Here is a 22,074-nt window from a genome sequence, read left to right on the forward strand (position 1 = left end):
GCTCCCCCTTTTTTTTAACTAACCACCCCCGAATACCGAATTACAGGAGAATTACATGGCAGCGATTACTGCAGCAATGGTAGGCGAACTGCGCGCGAAAACCGACGCGCCAATGATGGAATGCAAAAAAGCACTGACCGAAGCCGAAGGCGACATGGGTCGTGCGGAAGAGATCCTGCGCGTCAAGCTGGGCGGCAAGGCCGGCAAAGCCGCCAGCCGCATCACCGCTGAAGGCGTGGTGGCCACCTACATCGCCGGCGGCGTGGGCGCGCTGGTCGAAGTGAACTCGGAAACCGACTTCGTGGCCAAGAACGACGACTTCCTGGCGCTGGCGAACACCGCCGCCCGTCTGGTCGCTGAAAAGAACCCGGCCGACGTGGCTGCCCTGCTGGCCCTGCCGGCAACCGACGACGGCAAAACCCTGGACGAAGTGCGCTCGGCCCTGATCGGCAAGATCGGCGAAAACATGTCGATCCGCCGCTTCCAGCGTTTCGAAACCAGCGCCAAGCTGGCCTCGTACCTGCACGGCACCCGCATCGGCGTGATGGTCGAATTCGACGGTGCCGACGAGCAAGTGGGCAAGGACGTGGCGATGCACATCGCCGCCATGAAGCCTGTGGCCCTGTCGTCGGAACAAGTGCCGGCCGAACTGATCGAAAAAGAGCGCTCGGTGGCCAAGCTGAAGGCCGATGAAGACGCGGCTGCCGCCGTGGCCGCCGGCAAGCCAGTGCAGCCTGCCGACATCGTCGCCAAGCGCCTGGAAGGCTCGGTACAGAAGTACCTGAAGGAAGTGTCGCTGCTGAACCAGGCGTTCGTGAAGAACGACAAGCAGTCGATCGAGCAGATGCTGAAAGAAAAAGCGACCACCGTCAAAGCGTTCGTCATGTACGTGGTGGGCGAGGGCATCGAGAAGAAGGTGGACGACTTCGCCGCCGAAGTGGCTGCGCAAGTAGCCGCCTCCAAAGGAGCGTAATACAGAAAACGGGCCGAGAGGCCCGTTTTTTTAAGCCCGCAGCAGTACGCGGCGCCGGGCAAGGTATCATAGCGCCGCAGACTTAATCCCCGAACAACCCCCTTAAAGGAGCCCCGTCTCATGTCCAAACCAGCCTACAAGCGCGTCCTCCTCAAATTGTCCGGCGAAGCCCTGATGGGCGATGATCCCTACGGCATCAATCGCGCCACGATCGAGCGGACAGTGGCCGATGTGGCCGAGGTCGCGAAACTGGGCGTGGAACTGGCGATCGTCATCGGCGGCGGCAACATCTTCCGCGGCGTGGCGCCCGGTGCGCAAGGCATGGACCGCGCCACCGCCGACTACATGGGCATGCTGGCCACGGTGATGAACGCGCTGGCGCTGGCCGACGCCATGCGTCACGTCGGCATCACCGCGCGCGTGATGTCGGCCATCGGCATCGAGCAGGTGGTCGAGCCGTATGTGCGCCCGAAGGCGCTGCAGTACCTGGAGGAAGGCAAGGTCGTGGTGTTCGCGGCCGGCACCGGCAACCCGTTCTTCACCACCGACACCGCAGCGGCGTTGCGCGGCTCGGAAGTGAGCGCGGAGATCGTGCTCAAGGCCACCAAGGTGGACGGCGTCTACACCGCCGATCCGAAGAAGGATCCGAACGCCACGCTGTACCATTCGATCAGCTTCGATGAAGCCATCGCCAAGCACCTGCAGGTGATGGACGCCACCGCGTTTGCGCTGTGCCGCGACCAGAAACTGCCGATCAAGGTGTTCTCCATCACCAAGCCGGGCGCGCTGAAGCGCGTCATCATGGGCGAGGATGAGGGTACACTGGTTCACGTTTAAATTAGATTAGATACAACAGGAGAGCAGCAATGTCCGTAGCTGACGTTAAAAAGAGCGCGCAAGAGCGCATGGCCAAATCGCTGGAAACCCTGCGTGCCGACCTGGGCAAGGTCCGTACCGGCCGCGCCCACACCGGTATTCTGGACCACGTCACTGTCGATTACTACGGTAATCCGACCCCGATCAACCAGGTGGCCAACCTGACGCTGGTCGACGCCCGCACCATCGGCGTGCAGCCGTTCGAGAAGAAAATGGCGGCCACCATCGAGAAGGCGATCCGCGACGCCGACCTCGGCCTGAACCCGTCGGCCCAGGGCGACCTGATCCGCGTGCCGACCCCGCCGCTGACCGAAGAGCGCCGCAAGGAGATGGTCAAGCTGGTCAAGAGCGAGGGCGAGGATGCCAAGGTGGCGGTGCGTAACATCCGCCGCGACGCCAACGAGGGCCTGAAGAAGCTGGTCAAGGACAAGGCGATTTCGGAAGACGACGAGCGCCGCGGCGCCGACGACATCCAGAAACTGACCGACAAGGCCATCGCCGACATCGACAAGATGCTGGCCGAGAAGGAAAAAGAAGTTCTGACGGTGTAAAACCCATAGACGCCAGCAACAGATCCAGCACCTCGTCCGAGGGGTCAGACCCCGTACGGGGTCTGACCCCGCAACGGGCCGGTTGCCGGGTTCGGTTGACTGGCGTCTTGTCTTTTTGCCTCACACCTGCAATACTTTATACTTTGGCACCGAAGTTTTCATGAAATATACGAGTTCGACTACCGAGGTACCAGACGCACCTGCCGTGCCACGCCATGTGGCCATCATCATGGACGGCAACGGCCGCTGGGCGACCAAGCGCTTTCTGCCGCGGGTGGCCGGGCACGCCAAGGGCGTGGATGCCGTGCGCACCGTGGTCGAGTCCTGCGCCCGCCGCGGCGTCGAATACCTGACCCTGTTTGCCTTCAGCTCCGAAAACTGGCGCCGCCCGGAAGAGGAAGTGTCGCTGCTGATGCGCCTGTTCGTGACGGCGCTCGAACGCGAAGTCTCCAAGCTGCACACCAATAACATCCGCCTGCGCGTGGTCGGCGACCTCAGTCGCGCCGACCAGAAGCTGCAGGACATGATTGCCGCCGCCGAGCGCAAGACCGCCGCCAACACCCGCATGACGCTGACCGTCTGCTTCAACTACGGCGGCCGCTGGGACATCATGCAGGCCGTGTCGCAGATGGTCAAAGCCCATCCCGGCGCCACCGATTTCAACGAGGAGCAACTGGCGCCGCACCTGGCCATGGCCTACGCGCCCGAGCCCGACCTGTTCATCCGCACCGGCGGCGAACAGCGCATCTCCAATTTCCTGCTGTGGCAGCTCGCGTACACCGAGCTGTTCTTCACGGACACGTACTGGCCGGACTTTTCCGCCGCGTGTCTCGACGAGGCGATCGCCTCCTACCAGCACCGCGAGCGGCGATTCGGCCGCACCGGCGCGCAACTGGCTGAAAAGACAAACTGATGCTGAAAACGAGGATTATTACCGCTGTGGTGCTGCTGGCGGTGCTGCTGCCGGTCCTGTTCTTCAACTACTTTCCCGCGTTTGCCCTGGTGGTGACGCTGTTTGTCGGCGCCGCCGTGTGGGAGGGCGCGCGCCTGTTCGGCTTCACCGAGGGCCGTGCCCGCGTGGCCGGCTTCCTCGGCGCCGCGCTGTTCGTCGCGCTGATGTATTCTGCCAAGCCGGGCGCGGTCAACGCGCTGTACGGCGTGGCCGCCTTGCTGTGGCTGATCCGCTATGCGCCGACGCTGGGCCTGGGCCTGCCGCCGCTGGCCGGCGCCGCCAACTGGTCGCTGGCCATCACCTTCACCTTTGCCGTGTTTGCCGCCTTCTTCGCGCTGGTTGGCCTGTACCTGCATTCGCCGCTGTACCTGCTGTCGGTGATGGTGCTGGTGTGGATCGCCGACATCGGCGCCTACTTCTCCGGCAAGGCCTTCGGCAAGCGCAAGCTGGCGCCGACCATTTCGCCCGGCAAGTCGTGGGAAGGCGCCATCGGCGGCGCCATCGCCGTGCTGGCGCTGGCCTCGCTGTCCATCATCCTGGCCAACGGCGCCGCGCCGTGGTTGCAGGACACCTTCGCCTTCCGCCTGCAAGCCCGCTTCGGCTGGGCAGTGGCGCTGCTGGTGCTGCTGGTGATCGTGATCTTCTCCGTCATCGGCGACCTGTTCGAATCCCAACTCAAGCGCCGCGCCGGCATCAAGGACAGCAGCAACCTGCTGCCCGGCCACGGCGGCGTGCTTGACCGCGTGGACGCCCTGATCCCGGTGCTGCCGATGGCCGCGCTGATCACGTCCTGGCTCTGAAAGAATTCCCATGCAACGTATTACCGTTTTAGGCGCCACCGGCTCGATCGGCGTATCCACGCTGGACGTGGTGGCGCGCCATCCTGACCGCTACGCCGTGTACGCGCTGTCGGCGCACAGCCGCGTGGACGAGCTGGCCGCGCAGTGCATCCAGTTCCGCCCGGCGCGCGCCGTGGTCGGCAGCGCCGCCGCCGCCGACCGCCTGGCCTCGCTGCTGCGCGCGGCTGGCGTCAGTACCGAGGTGGCGTGGGGCGAGCAGGCGCTGTGCGCCATCGCCAGCGCGCCGGAGGTGGACAGCGTGATGGCCGCCATCGTTGGCGCGGCCGGCCTGGCGCCGACCTTGGCCGCCGCCCGCGCCGGCAAGAAGGTCCTGCTAGCCAACAAGGAGGCGCTGGTGATGTCCGGCCAGCTGTTCATGGACGCCGTGCATGCATCCGGCGCCGTGCTGCTGCCGATCGACAGCGAACACAACGCCATCTTCCAGTCGATGCCGCAGTTCGGCGGCAAGATGCCGGAAGTGCGCCACGCACCGGCCGGCGTCGCCAAGATTCTGCTGACCGCGTCCGGCGGCCCGTTCCTGACGCGCGACGTCGCCACGCTGGACGCGGTGACGCCCGAGCAGGCCTGCAAGCACCCGAACTGGTCGATGGGCCGCAAGATTTCGGTCGATTCGGCCACCATGATGAACAAGGGCCTGGAAGTGATCGAGGCGCACTGGCTGTTCGGCGCCCCGGCCGAGCAGATCGAGGTGGTGATCCACCCGCAGTCGGTGATCCACTCGATGGTGTCCTATGTCGACGGCTCGGTACTTGCCCAGCTCGGCAATCCGGACATGCGCACGCCGATCGCCCACGCGCTGGCCTACCCGGAACGCATCGAGTCCGGCGTCGCCCAGCTCGACCTGACGCAAATCGCCACGCTGCAGTTCCACCAGCCGGATTTCGACCGCTTCCCGTGCCTGGCGCTGGCGTTTGAGGCGCTGCGCGCGGGCGGCACGGCGCCGGCCCTGCTGAACGCCGCCAACGAGGTGGCGGTGCAGGCCTTCCTCGACCGCAAGATCGGCTTCCGCCAGATCGACCGCGTGATCGGCCAGGTGGTCGACCAGTTGCCGCATGGCGACGCTCACAGCATCGAGGCGGTGCTGGCGCAAGACGCCGCCGCGCGCGCCGCCGCCGACGCCTGCATCGCCGGACTGGCGCGATGAACATCCTGCAGACAGCGCTGGCGTTTGTTGTCTGCCTCGGCTCGCTGGTGGTATTCCATGAGCTCGGTCACTATCTCGTGGCGCGCTGGTGCAACGTCAAGGTGCTGCGCTTTTCGGTCGGCATGGGTAAGGTGGTGTGGTCGCGCCGCTTCGGCAAGGATCAGACCGAATGGGCGATTTCCGCCTTGCCGCTGGGCGGCTATGTCAAGATGCTGGACGCGCGCGAGGGCGAGCTGACTGGCGTGTCCGAGGCCGACCTGCAACGCGAGTTCACCCGCCAGAACGTGTGGAAGCGCATCGCCATCGTGGCCGCCGGCCCGATCGCCAACTTCCTCGTGGCCATCGTCCTGTATGCCGGCCTGTTCATGCACGGCGTCGAGGAACCGGCCAGCAAGATCAGCGTCCATGCCGACAGCCAGGCCTGGCAGGCCGGCCTGCGCAGCGGCGACACTGTCACCGAAGTCAACGGCCAGCCGGTGCGCGTGTGGTCCGAGCTGCGCTGGCAGATGGTGCAGGCCGCCATCGACAAGCAGGCGCTGCGGCTGGCGGTCGAGCGTTCGGGGCAGGGCCATCTGAACCTGTCGCTGCCGGCCGCCGCATTGCAGGGTCTGAACATCGAGGGCGACGTGCCGGCCCAGCTGGGCGTGGACGTGGCGCGGCCGGCGCCGGTGGTGCTGCAGGTGCTGCCGGGCAGCCCGGCCGAGCGCGCCGGCCTGCGCGCCGGCGACCTGATGACCGCCGTCGATGGCGTGGCGGTCGACGACAGCCCGTCCTTCATCGACAAGATCCGGCCCGGCGCCGGCAAGACGCTGCTGCTGGCGATCCAGCGCAACGGCCAACCGCTGACGGTGAGCGTGGTGCCGGAGGCGGCCCAGGCAAAAACCAGCAAAGGAACTGTAACAGTCGGTAAGATCGGCGCGGAAATCGCCAACCGGCCGGATATGATCAATGTGCCATCGTCGCCGCCGGTGGCCTTGGGCAAGGCGGTGGCGCGGGTCTGGGACACTTGTACGATGACGCTGAAAATGATCGGCAAAATGCTGAGCGGCGAAGTCTCGCTGAAAAACGTGACCGGTCCCATCACCATCGCCGACTACGCCGGCAAAACCGCGCAGATGGGCATGGAGTACTACCTGAGCTTTGTCGCCTTCATCAGCATCAGTCTGGGTGTGATGAATTTGCTTCCGATTCCCGTTCTAGACGGGGGGCATTTGCTGTATTATTCGCTGGAAGTTTTAACTGGGCGTTCTCTGCCGGAGCGCGTTGGAGAGATTGCACAGCGCCTGGGCATGGGCTTGTTGCTGACCCTGATGCTGCTGGCGGTGTTTAACGACGTCGCCCGGCTGCTGTAGTTGTGTGTAGTTCTCGTTGATTGAGCCATTGAAAACCCGATGAAAAGATATTCTGACCGTATTACTTCCACTTCCTTGCGCCGCAGCCTGATCAGCGCCGCCGTCCTGGCACTGTGCAGCGGCAGCGCGCTGGCCATCGACCCGTTCGTCATCAAAGATATCCGCGTCGAAGGCATCCAGCGTACGGAAGCCGGTACGGTGTTCAGCTATCTGCCGGTGCGCGTCGGCGAGACCTTCAACGACGACAAATCGATCACCGCCATCAAGGCGCTGTACGCCACCGGTTTCTTCAAGGACGTCAAGCTGGAGAAGGACGGCCAGGTGCTGGTGGTGCTGGTCGAGGAACGCCCGGCCATCGCCAAGGTGGACTTCACCGGCACCAAGGAATTTGAAAAGGATACGCTGGTCAAGGCGCTGAAGGACATTGGCGTGGGCGAGGCCAAGATCTTCGACAAGGCGTCGGTCGACCGCGCCGAGCAGGAACTGAAGCGCCAGTACCTGTCGCACGGCCTGTACGGCGTGAAGGTGGAAACCACCGTCACGCCGCTGGAGCGCAACCGCGTCAACATCAACTTCGTGGTGGACGAGGGCGAGGTCGCCAAGATCAAGGAAATCAACATCGTCGGCAACAAGGTGTTCTCCGACAAGGAACTCAAGGACCAACTGGCGCTCAACACCGGCGGCTGGTTCTCGTGGTACACCAAGGCCAACCAGTATTCCAAGACCAAGCTGACCGGCGACATCGAGTCGCTCAAGTCCTACTACCTGAACCGCGGCTACATCAGCATGAACATCGACTCCACCCAGGTGTCGATCACGCCGGACAAGAAGGACATCTACATCACCATCAACATCACCGAGGGTGAGCAGTACAAGGTCAAGAACATCAAGTTCGAGGGCGAGACCTTCGGCCGCGAAGACGAGTTGCGCTCGCTGGTGCTGCTGCGCAGCGGCCAGACCTACTCGGGCGAGCTGCTGACCGCCACCAACAAGCTGATCTCGGACCGCCTGGGCACCTTCGGCTACGCCTTCGCCAACGTCAACGCGGCGCCGGACATCGACGTCGAGAAGCGCGAAGTGTCGTTTACCTTCTTCATCGATCCGGGCAAGCGCGCCTACGTGCGCCACATGAACATCGCCGGCAACACCTCCACCCGCGACGAGGTGATCCGCCGCGAATTCCGCCAGTTCGAGTCGAGCTGGTACGACGCCAACAAGATCAAGCTGTCGCGCGACCGCGTCGACCGCCTCGGCTACTTCAAGGACGTCACCGTCGACACGCCGGAAGCACAGGGCACCTCCGACCAGGTGGACGTCAACCTGACCGTGACCGAGCGTCCGACCGGTAACTTCCAGATCGGCGGCGCCTTCTCGCAGTCGGAAAAATTCTCGTTCCAGGCGGCGATCCAGCAGGCCAATTTTGCCGGCTCGGGCACCACCGTCGGCCTGGAGCTGAACACCTCCAAGTACAGCCGCACGATTTCGTTCTCGCAGACCGACCCGTACTACACCGACGATGGCGTGTCGCGCGGCTACGAGCTGTATCTGCGCACGCAGCAGCCGCCGGCGCTGAACATCGGTTCGTACACGATCAAGCAGCAGGGCGGCCGCATCAGCTACGGCGTGCCGTTCTCGGAAGTCGACACCGTGTTCTTCGGCATCGGCCTGGAACGCTCGAAGATCACCACCGACGCCACCTCGCCGACCCGCTTCCGCGAGTACGTGACCACCATCACCGGCATCGCCAACGGTATCGGCACCGCCTCCACCACCGCCGTGCCGCTGACCGCGGCGTGGGCGCGCGACAGCCGCGACTCGGCGGTGACGCCGACCATCGGCCGCTACCAGCGCGCCAACCTCGAGCTGGACCTGGTGGGCGAGCAGAAATACTACCGCGCGGTGTACGAGCACCAGTGGTACAAGCCGCTGTTCTCCAAGGTCACGCTGGCGCTGAAGGGCGAGATCGACTACGGCCACGGCATCGGCAACAGCAGCTATCCGGTGTTCAAGAACTTCTATGCCGGCGGCATCGGCTCGGTGCGCGGCTACCTGAGCTCGTCGCTGGGCGCGGTCGACTACACCTACGGCGACGCGCTGGGCGGCGCCTCGCGCCTGATCGGCAATGCCGAGCTGCAGCTGCCGTTCCCGGGCTCGGGCCAGGACCGCAGCCTGCGCTGGTTCGGCTTCCTCGACACCGGCCAGGTCTACCAGGAAGGCCAGAAGATGCGCGCTTCCGAGCTGCGCTATTCGACCGGCCTGGGCATCAGCTGGATTTCGCCGGTCGGCCCGCTGAAACTGAGTTATGCTAAGCCGTTGAACGCCAAGACCGGCGACCGCCTGGAACGCTTCCAGTTCCAGATGGGCACCGGCTTCTGATCTGGCGTGTAATGCATAAGAGTAATATTTTTTATTTCGGAGAAATAAGTTGAAGACTGCATCCGCAACCATGACCAAATTTTTCGCCGTGCTGGCACTGGGCTGGTGTGCATTGGCGCCGGTGCAGGCCCAGACTCAGCCCCAGCCGCTGCCGTCGCGCATCGCCTGGATCAGCCCGGAGCGCATCTACAACGAGTCCAAGCTGGCCAAGCTGGCCGAGGAAAAGCTCAAGGAAGAGTTCAAGAGCCGCGAAAAGGCCATGGCCGACATGGCCGGCCGCCTGAAGGCGGCGTCGGAAAAGCTGGACAAGGACGCGCCGACGCTGAGCGAGGCGGACCGCGTCAAGCGCCAGCGCGACGTGTTTGAGCTGGACAAGGAATACCAGCGCCGCCAGCGCGAGTTCCGCGAGGACGTCAGCCAGCGCACCAACGAGGAGCGCCAGGCGATTTCGGAAAAGGCCACCAAGATCATCAAGCAGCTGGCCGCCGTCGAAGGCTTCGACATCGTGCTGCAGGACGCGGTCTGGGCCAGCAACCGCATCGACATCACCGACAAGGTGCTGGCCGCGCTGGATAAAGACAAGTAAACCTCACGATTGGATCACCCGATGGGCACTCGACTAGGAGCATTGGTCGAACGCTTGGGCGGACAGCTGGTGGGCGACGCGAACCTGGAAGTGACCGGGATCGCGCCCCTGGCGGACGCCGGCGTTTCGCACATCAGCTTTCTCAGCAACAGCAAGCTGCGCGCCGAGGCGCTGCAGAGCAAGGCGGCGGCACTGATCGTGTCGGCCGCCGATGACGCTTTTATCGCCGCCGGTTACAGCGGCGCACGCGTCATCGTCCCCAATCCCTACGTGTACTTTGCCCGCGCGGCGCAGTACTTCGCGTCGCTGACCGCCGTGGCGCCGCCGGCTGGCGTGCACGCCACGGCCGTGGTGGCCGACAGCGCGCGCGTGGCCGCCTCGGCGCACATCGGCCCGCGCGTGGTGATCGAGGACGGCGCCGTGGTGGGCGAGGGCGCCGTGATTGGCGCCGGCTGCTTCATCGGCCGCGAGGCGGTGATCGGCGACGGCACGCAGTTCTTCGCCAACGTCACCTTCCAGGCGCGCTGCCAGATCGGCAAGCGCGGCATCATCCACTCGGGCGCCGTGATCGGCACCGACGGCTTTGGCTTTGCCAACGAGGGCGGCGTCTACATCAAGATTCCGCAGACCGGCCGCGTGATGATCGGCGATGACGTCGATATCGGCGCCAACACCACCATCGACCGCGGCGCGCTGGCCGACACCATCATCGAGGATGGCGTCAAGCTGGATAACCAGATCCAGATCGGCCACAACTGCCACATCGGCGCGCACACGGCGATGGCCGGCTGCGTCGGCGTGGCCGGCAGCGCCAAGATCGGCAAGTACTGCACCTTCGGCGGCGCCGCCATGGTGCTGGGCCACCTGACCATCGTCGACAAGGTCCACGTGGGCTCGGGCTCGATGGTGTCGCGCTCCATCCTGGAGCCGGGCCAGTACACCGGCTTCTACCCGCTGGCCAAGAACAGCGAGTGGGAAAAGTCGGCCGCCATCGTGCGCAACCTGACCACCATGCGCGACAAGATCCGCGCACTGGAAAAAATTATCAAGACCAAAACTGAAAACGAAGAATCATGACCACGACCGAAAACAAGACCATGGACATCTGCGAGATCAAGTCCTACCTGCCGCACCGTTACCCGCTGCTGCTGGTGGACCGCGTTATCTCGTATGAAGAGGGCAAGACCATCACCGCCATCAAGAACGTGACCGTCAACGAGGAATTCTTCAACGGCCACTTCCCGCACAAGCCGGTGATGCCGGGCGTGCTGATGATCGAGGCGATGGCGCAAACCGCCGCGCTGCTGTCCTTCAAGACCATGGGCATCAAGCCGGATGAAAGCTCGGTGGTGTACTTCGTCGGCATCGACGGCGCGCGCTTCAAGCGCCCGGTCGGTCCTGGCGACCAGCTGAAGATGGACATCGAAATCCTGCGCGTGGCGCGCGGCATCTGGAAATACAAGGCGGTCGGTTCGGTCGACGGCCAGGTGGCGGTGGAAGCGGAACTGATGTGCACCATCCGCAGCAGCGCCGACGCCTCGCAGCCTGCCGCGGGCCAGTAACCATGGCCAAGATACACGCCACCGCCATCGTCGACAGCAAGGCCGAGCTGCACGACAGCGTGGAAGTCGGCCCCTACTCGGTGATCGGCCCGAACGTGACCATCGGCTCCGGCACGGTGGTGGGTCCGCACGTGGTCATCGAAGGCCACACGACCATCGGCAGCGACAACAAGTTCTTCCAGTTCTCGTCGATCGGCGCCGCGCCGCAGGACAAGAAGTGGAAGGGTGAGCCGACCCGCCTGACCATCGGCGACCGCAACACCATCCGCGAATTCTGCACCTTCAACACCGGCACGGTGCAGGACAAGGGCGTGACCTCGCTCGGCAACGACAACTGGATTTCCGCCTACGTCCACCTGGCGCACGACTGCCAGGTTGGCAGCAACACGATCTTCTCCAACAACGCGCAGATCGCCGGCCACGTGGAAATCGGCGACTGGGTGATCATGAGCGGCTTCGCCAACGTGCACCAGTTCTGCAAGATCGGCGCGCACGCGTTTGTCGGCATGAGCACCTCGCTGACGCAGGACGTGCCGCCGTTCGTGCTGTTGAACGGGAATCCGGCGGCGGCGCACGGCGTCAACATCGAGGGCCTGAAGCGCCGCGGCTTTACCCGCGAGCAGATCAACGGCATTCGCGCCGCGTACAAGATCATCTACCGCCAGGGCCTGACGCTGGACGAGGCCAAGGCGGCGCTGATCGCCGAAGAGGCCAACGTGCCGGCCGACGTGGCGCTGCACATGCGCGCCATGCGCGAGTTCCTGGATACCGCGAGCCGTGGCATCGTCCGATAAGATGGCGCCGCACAGCGCGCGGCCCGGCGTCGATGGTGCCGGGCCGGGGGCGGCGGCCGGCCGGCCGCTGTCCCTGGCGCTGGTAGCGGGCGAGCCGTCCGGCGACATGCTGGCGGCTCGTTTGCTTTCCGGCCTGCGCCCGCACCTGCCGGACGCGCGCTTCCACGGCATCGGCGGACCGCAGATGATCGCCCAAGGCTTTGAGTCGGATGTGCCGATGGACCAGCTGACCGTGCGCGGCCTGATTCCGGTGCTGCTGCGCTACCGCGAACTCAAAGGCATCCAGACGGCGTTGCGCGACCGGCTGCTGGCCGAGCGTCCGGCCGCCTTCATCGGCGCGGATTATCCGGGCTTTAACCTGGGGCTGGAAATGCAGCTCAAGGCGGCCGGCATCCCGACCGTGCACTACATCGGGCCGCAGATCTGGGCCTGGCGCGGTGGCCGCATCAAGAAGATCATCAAGGCGGTGTCGCACATGCTGGTGGTGTTTCCGTTCGAGGAAGCGATCTACAAGCAGGCCGGCGTGCCGGTCAGCTATGTCGGCCACCCGCTGGCCGAGCTGATTCCGATGACGCCGGACGAAGGCGCCGCGCGCCGCGCGCTCGGCATGCCGGAAAACGCCAACGTGGTCACCATCATGCCGGGCAGCCGCATGTCGGAGATCAAGTACAACACCGTGGCTTTCATCGAAGCGGCCAAGCTGCTGAAGGTCCGCGACCGTTCGCTGAAGTTCGTCGTGCCGATGGCCGGCGAACGCCAGCGCGCCTACTTCCAGCAGCTGATCGCGCAAGCGGGCCTGCAGGACGTGGAGCTGCAGGTGCTGGACGGCCAGTCGCACACCGCCATCGCGGCGGCGGACGCGGTGATGGTGGCCTCGGGCACGGCCTCGCTGGAAGTGGCGCTGTTCAAGAAGCCGATGGTCATCGCCTACAAGATGATGGAACTGGAATGGCAGATCCTGCGCCACTTCGGCTACCAGCCATGGATCGGGCTGCCGAACATCCTGGCGCGCGAATTCCTGGTGCCGGAACTGCTGCAGCACGCGGCCAGCGCCGACGCCCTGGCGGAAGCGATGTGGAAGCAACTGAGCGATGCGCCGCATCGCCTGCGGCTGGCGCAGCGCTTCACCGACATGCATCACAGCCTGCTGCGCAACAGCGCGGTGGAAAGCGCGGCCGCCGTGCTGCGCGTAATCGAAAGTACAACGTGAAGAACCAAAATCTCGGCCTGTTTGACGACCTGCCTGATTCGCCGGATGAAATCATCTGCGGCGTGGACGAAGCCGGCCGCGGTCCGCTGGCCGGCCCGGTGTTCGCGGCCGCTGTCATCCTCGACGCCGCGCGCCCCATCGAAGGCCTGCGCGACTCGAAAAAACTGACCGAAGCCAAACGCGACATGCTGGCGCCGCTAATCAAGCAGCACGCGCTGGCCTGGGCCATCGCCGAAGCGTCGGAAGAAGAAATCGACAAGCTGAATATCCTGCAAGCCTCCATGCTGGCCATGCGCCGCGCGGTGGAAGCATTGAGCACCGTGCCGACGCTAGCCCTGATCGACGGCAACCGCTGCCCGGTCATGAAAATCCAGAGCATCGCCGTGATCGGCGGCGACGACAAGGTGGACGCCATCTCGGCCGCCTCCATCCTGGCCAAGACCGCGCGCGACGCTGCGCTGGTGACGCTGCACGAACGCTACCCGCAATACTGCTTCGATCAGCACAAGGGCTACGGCACCGCGCTGCACCTGGAGCGCCTGCGCGAGCACGGCCCGTCGCCGGTGCATCGCCGCTCGTTCGCGCCGGTGCGCGCCCTGCTGGAGATCGACCTGTGAAGACGATTACCTCGCGCGACAACGCGCAATACAAGGAACTGGTCAAGCTGGCCGGCAGCCAGCCGGCGCGCCGCAAGGCCGGCCGCACGCTGCTGGACGGCGTCCACCTGTGCCAGGCCTACCTGCAACTACGCGGCCTGCCGGAGCAGTGCGTGGTCAGCGAAAGCGCGCTGCACAATCCTGAAGTGATGGACATCGTCGGCCAGCTCGAAAACCAGCGCGCACACGTGCTGGCGCTGCCGGATGCGCTGTACAACGGCATCAGCCAGGTGGAACACGGCGTCGGCATCATGTTCCTGATCGCCACGCCGGAGCGCGCGGTGACGGCGCCGGTGAGCGTGTCGGCGGTGCTGCTGGACGGCGTGCAGGATCCGGGCAACGTCGGCTCCATCCTGCGCAGCGCGGCGGCGGCGGGCATCACGCAAGTGTATTGCAGCGCCGGCACCGCGTTCTGCTGGTCGCCGAAAGTGCTGCGCGCCGCCATGGGCGCCCACTTCGTGCTGGACATCTTTGAAAACGTCGACCTGGCGGAACTGGTGCGCAACGCCAAGGTGCAGACCCTGGCCACCAGCGGCTATGCCACCCGGCGCCTGTACGACGTCGATCTGACCGCGCCAACCGTATGGCTGTTCGGCCACGAAGGGCAGGGCGTGGCGGACGATCTGCTGTCGCTGGCCTCGCACCAGGTGGTGATACCGCACCTGGGCCAAGTGGAATCGCTCAACGTCGCCGCCTGCGCGGCAGTATGCTTTTTCGAGCAAGTCAGGCAGAATCAGACGTAAGCACTTTTTGGAGCCGTCATGGATATCGCGCAGTTGCACTTTCTGGTAGCCGAAGGGGATCAGGTTCAACGCCATGCGCTGGCCGATATCCTGGTGCACGTCGGCGTCGGCAGGATCACGCAGGCGCCGGACGGCCACACCGCGCTGCGCCACTTCAGCGCCGGCATCACGCCGCCGGTGGACATCGCCATCATCGACCTGGCCTTGCCGGGCATGGACGCGCTGGAACTGATCCGCCGCCTCGGCGAAGCGCGCTGCCAGTCCGGCGTGATCATCGTCGGCGCGCAAAGCAACGCCGTGCTGTTCTCGGTGGAGACGATGGCCAGCGCCTGCGGCGTCAACGTGCTGGGCGCCATCGGCAAGCCGGTGATCGGCAGCCGCCTGGTGGCGCTGATCCAGAACCACCTGCAACCGTCGGAAGCGCGTGGCGGCGGCGATGCCGCGCCGGCCGCATCGTTTGCGCAGGTCGGCCAGGGCCTGCAGAACCGCGAATTCGATCCCTACTTCCAGCCCAAGATCGAACTGGAAACCGGGCAGGTGAAAGGGCTGGAAATGTTCGCCCGCTGGCGCCACCCGCTGTATGGCGTGCTGGGGCCCGCGTCCTTCATGCCAGCGCTGGAAGAAGCGCGGCGCGTCGACTTCCTCGACTGGACCATGATCGAAAAATCGGTGGCCGCCTGCCGCAAGCTGCATGACCAGGGCATACCGATCTCGTTCTCGATCAACGTCGACCAGACCACGCTGGCGCACCCGCAATTCATGGAGCAGATCGCGGCCTGCCTGGAGCGCTACCAGATCATGGCCGACTACATCACCTTCGAGATGACCGAATCGGCGGTGCTGAGCACCGACCCGCACTTTCTCGAACGGCTGCTGCGGCTGCGCATGAAAGGCTTCGGCCTCGCCATCGACGATTACGGAACGGGGCGCAGCAACCTGCAACTGCTGGCGCGCATCCCGTTCTCCGAACTGAAGATCGACCGCAGCTTCGTCGACGGCGCCTCCAAGCGCGCCGCCATCGGCACCGTGCTGCGCTCCTGCCTGGGCCTGGCCCGCAGCCTGGATCGCAAGTCGGTGGCGGTGGGCGTCGAAACCAAGCAGGATTGGGACTTCCTGCAAGGCCTGGGGTGCACCTACGCGCAGGGCTACTACATCGCCAAACCGATGCCGGTGGAAGACTTCCCCGCCTGGCTGTCCGACTGGCAGCACTTCTTCTAAAACCGGGGTCAGTAAAACCGGGGTCAGTGCCGACATTCGGACACGAACACTGCCGTAGCTTGCCGCTACGGCAGTGTTCGTGTCCGAATGTCGGCACTGACCCCGATGTTGGAAGTTGATGTCTATCAAGTACGGTAAGCGGCAACCGCCGCACACTCGACCTCTGCCCACACTCTGGAGGTCGACATGGCAAAACGCAAAAACAACGGCGCGTCGCTGGACGGCGCCGGTTCCATCCTGAGCACCATCGCCGGACCGGCTGCGCCGCCGCAACCCTCACGGCTCGGGCCACCCAATCCGATCGCCGATCAACTGCTGGAAAAGGTGACCGGCGACGAAAAGCTGGCGGCCGATATGCCGTTCAATTCCACCAAGCCGCTGGAATACGGCGAAGCGGCCTACACGCCGCACACCGGCGAGACGCACGTGCCGCCTTCGCCCATCGCCATCGCCAGCACCAGTACCGAAACCGTCGCCTCGGAGAAGGTCGGCGACGGCCAGCCGGACATCGGCGACAACGCCATCAACCGTCCGCTCGACCGCGTGCGTGTGGACGACACCGGCCGCGAACTGACCACCAATCAGGCGGTGCCGGTGGCGGACAATCAGAACTCATTGAAGGCCGGCCTGCGCGGACCGACGCTGATGGAGGACTTCATCTTGCGCGAGAAGATCACGCACTTCGATCATGAGCGCATCCCTGAGCGCGTGGTGCACGCGCGCGGCTCGGGCGCCCATGGTTACTTTGAAAGCTACGAAGACCTGAGCGCCATCACGCGCGCGGCGCCGTTCGCGGCGGCCGGCAAGCGCACGCCGGTGTTTGTGCGCTTCTCGACGGTGGCCGGGGAGCGCGGTTCCGCCGACACCGTGCGCGATGTGCGCGGCTTCGCCACCAAGTTCTACACCGACGAAGGCAACTGGGATCTGGTCGGGAACAATATCCCCGTGTTCTTCATCCAGGACGCGATGAAGTTTCCGGACCTGATCCACTCGGTCAAGCCCGAGCCGCACAACGGCATGCCGCAGGCGGCCAGCGCGCACGACACCTTCTGGGACTTCGCCTCGCTCAGCCCGGAAATCGCCCACATGCTGATGTGGCACACCTCCGACCGCGCCATCCCGCGCAGCTACCGCATGATGCAGGGCTTCGGTGTGCACACCTTCCGCCTGGTGAACGCGCAGGGCGCGTCGGTGTTCTGCAAATTCCACTGGACCCCGATGGCGGGTACCCATTCGCTGGTGTGGGACGAGGCGGTGCGGCTGGCCGGCGCCGATCCGGATTACCACCGCCGCGATCTGTGGGAAGCCATCGACAGCGGCCAGTTCCCCGAGTATGAACTGGGCCTGCAAATCTTCACCGGGGAGCAGGCGGCGCAGTTCCCGTTCGATATCCTCGACCCGACCAAGATTGTGCCGGAGGAGATGGTGCCGGTGCGGCCGGTCGGCCGCATGGTGCTGGACCGGAATCCGGACTACTTCTTCGGCGAGACCGAGCAGGTGGCATTTTGCGCGGCGCACGTGGTGCCGGGCATCGACTTCACCAACGATCCACTGCTGCAAGGGCGGCTGCATTCGTACATTGACACCCAGATCACGCGCCTCGGCGGGCCGAATTTCCACGAGATTCCGATCAACACGCCGGTGGCGCAGATTCATAACAATCAGCGCGACGGCTTCCATCGGCAGCAGATCAACCGCGGGCGGGTGAGTTACGAGCCGAATTCGCTGGCTGGCGGTTGTCCGTTCCAGGCGGGGGCGCGGGGATTTGTCAGTGTGGCGGAGCCATCGCAGGGCAATGAGGTACGCGGCAAGCCGGAGCTGTTTGCCGACCATTGTGCGCAGGCGCGCCTATTCTGGATCAGTCAGAGTGTGACCGAGCAGCGGCACATCATCAACGCGTTCCGCTTCGAGCTGACGCGGGTGCAGGCGCCGGCCGTGCGTCGCCGCACGTTGGCGTTGCTGGTGAATGTGGATCCGGCGCTGGCGGCGGCGGTGGCCGAGGGACTGGGCATGGAAGTGCCGCCGCCGCTGCCGCTGGCAACGGACAGGCCGGCGTACGAGTACATGGCGTCGCCTTCGTTGTCGCTGTTTGCGCGGCCGGGCGCGACGGGGATACGCACGCGGCGCGTGGCCTTGCTGGTGGGGCCGGGCGTGGATGGGATGCAGACGCGCAAGCTGTACGCGGCCTTGCTGGATCAGGCGGCGGTGCCAAGGCTGGTTGGGCAGCGGATTGGGGCGGTGGTGTCGTACACCGACGCGCCGCTGGATGTGGAGATCAGCCTGGAGAGCGGGCCGTCGGTGTCGTGGGACGGCGTGGTGATTCCGGATTGCGCGGACGCGCGCGATGCCTTGAGCCGGGATGCGAATGCGCTGGAGTTTTTGAAGCTGCAGTACCGGCATGGGAAGCCGCTGCTGGCGTTGGGGAGTGCGGTGGAGTTGCTGAAGGCGGCCAAGATCCCGCGCAAGTTGCCGCATGGGGTGCAGGACCCCGGGGTGATCGTGGTGGAATCGAGCGACGCGGCCGAGGGGTTACAGGGGTTTATCGGGGTGTTGGCGCGGCATCGCGTGTATGCGCGCGAGACGGATCCGCCACGCGTCTAACCCGCGCGCTTTTGCCTCGACGCGTGCGCCACCACTTAGGGGTCTGACCCCGTACGGGGTCAGACCCCGCCTGGCCGTGCGGGGTGGTCAGTACTCCCGGCGGTCCGGCTTGATCTCCTGCAGGATCGTCGTCGAAATCTCCTCGATCGACTTGGTGGTGGACGACAGCCAGCGTATCCCCTCGCGCTTCATCATCGCCTCCGCCTCATTCACCTCGTAGCGGCAGTTCTCCAGCGACGCATACTTGCTCCCCGCCCGCCGCTCGTTGCGAATCTCGGTCAAGCGCTCCGGCGTAATCGTCAGCCCGAAGATCTTCGACTTGAACTCATACAGCGACGACGGCAGCTTGCCCCGCTCAAAATCGTCCGGAATCAGCGGATAGTTGGCCGCCTTGATCCCATACTGCATCGCCAGGTACAAACTGGTCGGCGTCTTGCCCGAGCGCGACACGCCCACCAGGATCACATCCGCCTCGGCCAGGTTCTTGTGCGACTGTCCGTCATCATGCGCCAGCGAGAAGTTGATCGCCTCGATCCGGTTCTTGTACTCCTCGCTGTCGACGATGTTGTGCGACCGCCCGATCGTATGCGTCGACTTCACGCCCAGCTCTTGTTCCAGTGGGGCAACAAACGTCTGGAACATGTCCATGTACATGCCCTTGCATTGCCGTATGACATCAGACAGCTGGGTATGCACCAGCGTCGAGAAAATGATCGGCCGTTGACCATCCGTCGCAAACGCCTCATTGATCTTGCGCACCGCTTCGTGCGCCTTGTCCAGCGTGTCGATGAACGGCAGCCGCACCTGGCGGAAGCGCAATTCGAACTGCGTCAGCACCGAGTGACCAAAGGTTTCCGCGGTAATCCCGGTGCCATCCGAGACGAAAAAGACGGTGCGGGCGGCGGCGGGAAGAGGGGGGCGTTGTTCTTGTGTCATGTAGAGGCGGCTATCGGTATTGTGAATCGTCAATTCGCGCCACAGGCTGTAGAATGGGCGCCAACAGGATGCATTGTGCGGCACGGCCACCAGAATAACAAGAACATGGGCCTGCCCGACGCCGGAAAGATTTCTATCATCAAAAAGGTGTAATTATGTCCAACGTAGCATTGAAGGAGCAGAACAACGAAGCGGTATACGTTGCCTCGTTTGAAAATTTGCGGATGACGGATGTGGAATCCGTCGGCGGCAAAAACGCCTCGCTAGGCGAGATGATCAGCCAGTTGGCCGGCGCCGGTGTGCGCGTGCCAGGCGGCTTTGCGACCACGGCCCAGGCGTTCCGCGACTTCCTGTCGCATAGCGTTGATGGCGGCAAGTCGCTGGCCGACCGCATCGCCGACCGCCTGTCGGATCTCAACATCGACGACGTGCGCTCGCTGGCACAGGCCGGCGCCGAGATCCGCCAGTGGATCATCGACACGCCATTCCAGCCGCGCCTGGAAGACGAGATCCGCACCTACTACGACCAGCTGGTGGCCGATTCGTCCACCGAAGTGTCGTTCGCCGTGCGCTCGTCAGCCACCGCCGAGGACCTGCCGGACGCCTCGTTCGCCGGCCAGCAGGAGACCTTCCTCAACGTGGTCGGCATCGACAACGTGCTGGACGCGATGAAGCATGTGTTCGCGTCGCTGTACAACGACCGGGCCATCTCCTACCGCGTGCACAAGGGCTTCACCCACGCCGAAGTGGCGTTGTCGGCCGGCGTGCAGCGCATGGTGCGCTCGGACCTGGGCGCCGCCGGCGTCATGTTCACCATCGACACCGAGTCCGGTTTCAAGGATGTGGTGTTCGTCACCTCCAGCTATGGCCTGGGCGAGACGGTGGTGCAGGGCGCGGTCAATCCGGACGAGTTCTACGTCCACAAGCCGATGCTGGAAAAGGGCAAGTCGCCTGTCATCCGCCGCAACATCGGCTCGAAGCTGATCAAGATGGAGTTCACCGCCGAAGCCAAGGCGGGCCGCTCGGTCAAGACCGTGGACGTGCCGGTCGAGCTGCGCAACCGCTACTCGCTGAACGACGAGGAAGTGGTGGAGCTGGCCAAGTACGCCGTCATCATCGAGAACCACTACGGCCGTCCGATGGACATCGAGTGGGGCAAGGATGGCCGCGACGGCAAACTGTACATCCTGCAGGCGCGTCCGGAAACCGTGAAGTCGCAGCAGAAGACCACCGACGTGCAGCAGCGCTTCAAGCTGAAGTCGTCCGGCACCGTGCTGGCCTCGGGCCGTGCGATCGGCCAGAAGATCGGCGCCGGTCCGGTGCGCGTCATCACCGACCCGTCGGAAATGGAACGCGTGCAGCCGGGCGACGTGCTGGTGGCCGATATGACCGACCCTAACTGGGAGCCGGTGATGAAGCGCGCTTCCGCCATCGTTACCAACCGTGGCGGCCGCACCTGCCACGCGGCGATCATCGCGCGGGAGCTGGGCGTGCCGGCGGTGGTGGGCTGCGGCGATGCGACTGAAGTGCTGAAGGACGGCACCTTCGTTACCGTGTCCTGCGCCGAGGGCGACGAGGGCAAGATCTACGACGGCCTGCTGGAAACCGAAGTGTCGGAAGTGTCGCGCGGCGAGCTGCCGAAACTGCCGACCAAGATCATGCTCAACGTCGGCAACCCGCAGCTGGCGTTCGACTTCCAGGCTGTGCCGAACGGCGGCGTGGGTCTGGCGCGCCTGGAGTTCATCATCAATAACAACATCGGCGTGCATCCGAAAGCGATTCTGGAGTACCCGAACATTGATGCGGACCTGAAGAAAGCGGTGGAGTCGGTCGCGCGCGGCCACGCTTCGCCGAAAGCCTTCTACGTCGACAAGCTGGCCGAAGGCGTGGCGACCATCGCTGCCGCGTTCTGGCCGAAGCCGGTGATCGTGCGCCTGTCGGACTTCAAGTCCAACGAGTACAAGAAGCTGATCGGCGGTTCGCGCTACGAGCCGGATGAGGAAAATCCGATGCTGGGCTTCCGCGGCGCGGCGCGTTACCTGGCGGCCGATTTCGCCGGCGCGTTCGAAATGGAATGCGCGGCCATGAAGCGCGTGCGTAACGACATGGGCCTGACCAACGTCGAGATCATGGTGCCGTTCGTGCGCACGCTGGGCCAGGCCGAGAAGGTCGTCGACCTGCTGGCCAAGAATGGCCTGGTGCGCGGCGAGAATGGCCTGCGCCTGATCATGATGTGCGAAGTGCCGTCCAACGCGATCCTGGCGGAGCGCTTCCTGGAGCACTTCGACGGCTTTTCGATCGGTTCCAACGACCTGACCCAGCTGACCCTGGGCCTGGACCGCGATTCCGGCATGGCGCTGCTGGCGGCCGACTTCGACGAGCGCGACGACGCGGTCAAGGCGCTGCTGTCGCAGGCGATCCAGGCCTGCCGTTCGCAAGGCAAGTACATCGGCATCTGCGGCCAGGGCCCATCGGACCACCCGGACTTCGCGGCGTGGCTGATGGAGCAGGGCATCGAGTCGATGTCGCTGAATCCTGACTCGGTGATCGACACCTGGCAGAAGCTGGCGTCGCTGCAGAAGTAGTTGACGTTAACGGAAAATGGTATAGACTGGGGTTATCGGATTCAGTAGCAAAAAACGCTATCAATACCATCTGTCCAGCAGCAGAAACCCTCGCAGCCC

Annotated in this window: 19 protein-coding genes; 18 read left to right on the forward strand and 1 reads right to left on the reverse strand. The window is 64.6% G+C overall.

Annotated features, from left to right (window positions below; all coding sequences use genetic code 11):
• The first annotated feature begins 55 nt into the window (after positions 1-55).
• The 17 genes from tsf (at position 56) to FHW58_RS05270 (ending at position 18,454) form a co-directional block, all read left to right on the forward strand.
• On the forward strand, positions 56-973 hold the full coding sequence (gene tsf / locus FHW58_RS05190) for a translation elongation factor Ts (RefSeq protein WP_179671972.1): 918 nt from the start codon (positions 56-58) through the stop codon (positions 971-973).
• Positions 974-1,093: 120 nt separating this feature from the next.
• A complete protein-coding gene (pyrH, locus tag FHW58_RS05195; RefSeq protein ID WP_179671973.1) occupies positions 1,094-1,810 on the forward strand; it encodes a UMP kinase in 717 nt (238 codons plus the stop codon).
• Positions 1,811-1,839: 29 nt separating this feature from the next.
• Positions 1,840-2,400 carry a ribosome recycling factor gene (gene frr / locus FHW58_RS05200; RefSeq protein ID WP_179671974.1) on the forward strand — a complete coding sequence of 187 codons (561 nt, stop codon included), beginning with the start codon at positions 1,840-1,842 and terminating at the stop codon, positions 2,398-2,400.
• Between the two features lie 160 nt (positions 2,401-2,560).
• A complete protein-coding gene (gene uppS, locus FHW58_RS05205) occupies positions 2,561-3,313 on the forward strand; it encodes a polyprenyl diphosphate synthase (RefSeq protein WP_179671975.1) in 753 nt (250 codons plus the stop codon).
• A complete protein-coding gene (locus FHW58_RS05210; protein WP_179671976.1) occupies positions 3,313-4,152 on the forward strand; it encodes a phosphatidate cytidylyltransferase in 840 nt (279 codons plus the stop codon). The genes uppS and FHW58_RS05210 overlap by 1 nt, the downstream gene beginning before the upstream one ends.
• Positions 4,153-4,162: 10 nt before the next feature.
• On the forward strand, positions 4,163-5,356 hold the full coding sequence (gene ispC / locus FHW58_RS05215; RefSeq protein ID WP_179671977.1) for a 1-deoxy-D-xylulose-5-phosphate reductoisomerase: 1,194 nt from the start codon (positions 4,163-4,165) through the stop codon (positions 5,354-5,356).
• Positions 5,353-6,708: an RIP metalloprotease RseP gene (gene rseP, locus FHW58_RS05220; RefSeq protein WP_179671978.1), complete on the forward strand. Its 1,356-nt coding sequence runs from the start codon at positions 5,353-5,355 to the stop codon at positions 6,706-6,708. Before ispC ends, rseP begins: the two co-directional genes overlap by 4 nt.
• A 39-nt stretch (positions 6,709-6,747) precedes the next feature.
• Entirely contained in the window at positions 6,748-9,084 is a 2,337-nt protein-coding gene (bamA, locus tag FHW58_RS05225; RefSeq protein ID WP_179671979.1) for an outer membrane protein assembly factor BamA, read from the forward strand.
• A gap of 70 nt (positions 9,085-9,154) precedes the next feature.
• The gene (locus FHW58_RS05230) at positions 9,155-9,670 is read left to right on the forward strand and encodes an OmpH family outer membrane protein (protein WP_179671980.1); all 516 of its coding nucleotides are present in this window, start codon (positions 9,155-9,157) and stop codon (positions 9,668-9,670) included.
• A 21-nt stretch (positions 9,671-9,691) separates the two neighbouring features.
• Positions 9,692-10,747, forward strand: a complete 1,056-nt coding sequence (lpxD, locus tag FHW58_RS05235; RefSeq protein WP_179671981.1) for a UDP-3-O-(3-hydroxymyristoyl)glucosamine N-acyltransferase — start codon at positions 9,692-9,694, stop codon at positions 10,745-10,747.
• The gene (gene fabZ, locus FHW58_RS05240; protein ID WP_179671982.1) at positions 10,744-11,232 is read left to right on the forward strand and encodes a 3-hydroxyacyl-ACP dehydratase FabZ; all 489 of its coding nucleotides are present in this window, start codon (positions 10,744-10,746) and stop codon (positions 11,230-11,232) included. The genes lpxD and fabZ overlap by 4 nt, the downstream gene beginning before the upstream one ends.
• Positions 11,233-11,234: 2 nt before the next feature.
• A complete protein-coding gene (gene lpxA / locus FHW58_RS05245; protein ID WP_179671983.1) occupies positions 11,235-12,026 on the forward strand; it encodes an acyl-ACP--UDP-N-acetylglucosamine O-acyltransferase in 792 nt (263 codons plus the stop codon).
• Between the two features lies 1 nt (position 12,027).
• Complete coding sequence (gene lpxB, locus FHW58_RS05250; protein ID WP_179673283.1) at positions 12,028-13,236, forward strand: lipid-A-disaccharide synthase; 1,209 nt, start codon at positions 12,028-12,030, stop codon at positions 13,234-13,236.
• Positions 13,233-13,853 (forward strand): ribonuclease HII, encoded by a 621-nt coding sequence (gene rnhB / locus FHW58_RS05255; protein ID WP_179671984.1) that lies wholly within the window; start codon positions 13,233-13,235, stop codon positions 13,851-13,853. Before lpxB ends, rnhB begins: the two co-directional genes overlap by 4 nt.
• Positions 13,850-14,635 carry an RNA methyltransferase gene (locus FHW58_RS05260; RefSeq protein WP_179671985.1) on the forward strand — a complete coding sequence of 262 codons (786 nt, stop codon included), beginning with the start codon at positions 13,850-13,852 and terminating at the stop codon, positions 14,633-14,635. Before rnhB ends, FHW58_RS05260 begins: the two co-directional genes overlap by 4 nt.
• A gap of 18 nt (positions 14,636-14,653) precedes the next feature.
• Positions 14,654-15,853, forward strand: a complete 1,200-nt coding sequence (locus FHW58_RS05265) for an EAL domain-containing protein (protein WP_179671986.1) — start codon at positions 14,654-14,656, stop codon at positions 15,851-15,853.
• 186 nt (positions 15,854-16,039) lie between these two features.
• Positions 16,040-18,454 carry a catalase gene (locus FHW58_RS05270; RefSeq protein WP_179671987.1) on the forward strand — a complete coding sequence of 805 codons (2,415 nt, stop codon included), beginning with the start codon at positions 16,040-16,042 and terminating at the stop codon, positions 18,452-18,454.
• Positions 18,455-18,541: 87 nt separating this feature from the next.
• Here the strand turns inward: FHW58_RS05270 and FHW58_RS05275 are convergent, their stop codons facing one another.
• The gene (locus FHW58_RS05275) at positions 18,542-19,390 is read right to left on the reverse strand and encodes a pyruvate, water dikinase regulatory protein (RefSeq protein ID WP_179671988.1); all 849 of its coding nucleotides are present in this window, start codon (positions 19,388-19,390) and stop codon (positions 18,542-18,544) included.
• Between the two features lie 155 nt (positions 19,391-19,545).
• On the opposite strand from FHW58_RS05275, the gene ppsA reads away from it, so the two are divergent.
• Positions 19,546-21,975, forward strand: coding sequence for a phosphoenolpyruvate synthase (gene ppsA, locus FHW58_RS05280; RefSeq protein ID WP_179671989.1), 2,430 nt, complete (start codon positions 19,546-19,548; stop codon positions 21,973-21,975).
• Positions 21,976-22,074 lie beyond the last annotated feature (99 nt).

Source organism: Duganella sp. 1224, from assembly GCF_013408245.1.
In the GTDB taxonomy this organism is placed as follows: domain Bacteria; phylum Pseudomonadota; class Gammaproteobacteria; order Burkholderiales; family Burkholderiaceae_D; genus Rugamonas.

Coding starts and splice junctions, on each gene's coding strand:
- ppsA (WP_179671989.1), top strand. CDS start 19,546: ATGTCCAACGTAGCATTGAAGGAGCAGAACAACGAAGCGGTATACGTT.
- lpxA (WP_179671983.1), top strand. CDS start 11,235: ATGGCCAAGATACACGCCACCGCCATCGTCGACAGCAAGGCCGAGCTG.
- uppS (WP_179671975.1), top strand. CDS start 2,561: ATGAAATATACGAGTTCGACTACCGAGGTACCAGACGCACCTGCCGTG.
- FHW58_RS05210 (WP_179671976.1), top strand. CDS start 3,313: ATGCTGAAAACGAGGATTATTACCGCTGTGGTGCTGCTGGCGGTGCTG.
- tsf (WP_179671972.1), top strand. CDS start 56: ATGGCAGCGATTACTGCAGCAATGGTAGGCGAACTGCGCGCGAAAACC.
- FHW58_RS05270 (WP_179671987.1), top strand. CDS start 16,040: ATGGCAAAACGCAAAAACAACGGCGCGTCGCTGGACGGCGCCGGTTCC.
- FHW58_RS05275 (WP_179671988.1), bottom strand. CDS start 19,390: ATGACACAAGAACAACGCCCCCCTCTTCCCGCCGCCGCCCGCACCGTC.
- lpxD (WP_179671981.1), top strand. CDS start 9,692: ATGGGCACTCGACTAGGAGCATTGGTCGAACGCTTGGGCGGACAGCTG.
- lpxB (WP_179673283.1), top strand. CDS start 12,028: ATGGCGCCGCACAGCGCGCGGCCCGGCGTCGATGGTGCCGGGCCGGGG.
- FHW58_RS05230 (WP_179671980.1), top strand. CDS start 9,155: ATGACCAAATTTTTCGCCGTGCTGGCACTGGGCTGGTGTGCATTGGCG.
- pyrH (WP_179671973.1), top strand. CDS start 1,094: ATGTCCAAACCAGCCTACAAGCGCGTCCTCCTCAAATTGTCCGGCGAA.
- FHW58_RS05265 (WP_179671986.1), top strand. CDS start 14,654: ATGGATATCGCGCAGTTGCACTTTCTGGTAGCCGAAGGGGATCAGGTT.
- rseP (WP_179671978.1), top strand. CDS start 5,353: ATGAACATCCTGCAGACAGCGCTGGCGTTTGTTGTCTGCCTCGGCTCG.
- ispC (WP_179671977.1), top strand. CDS start 4,163: ATGCAACGTATTACCGTTTTAGGCGCCACCGGCTCGATCGGCGTATCC.
- fabZ (WP_179671982.1), top strand. CDS start 10,744: ATGACCACGACCGAAAACAAGACCATGGACATCTGCGAGATCAAGTCC.
- bamA (WP_179671979.1), top strand. CDS start 6,748: ATGAAAAGATATTCTGACCGTATTACTTCCACTTCCTTGCGCCGCAGC.
- frr (WP_179671974.1), top strand. CDS start 1,840: ATGTCCGTAGCTGACGTTAAAAAGAGCGCGCAAGAGCGCATGGCCAAA.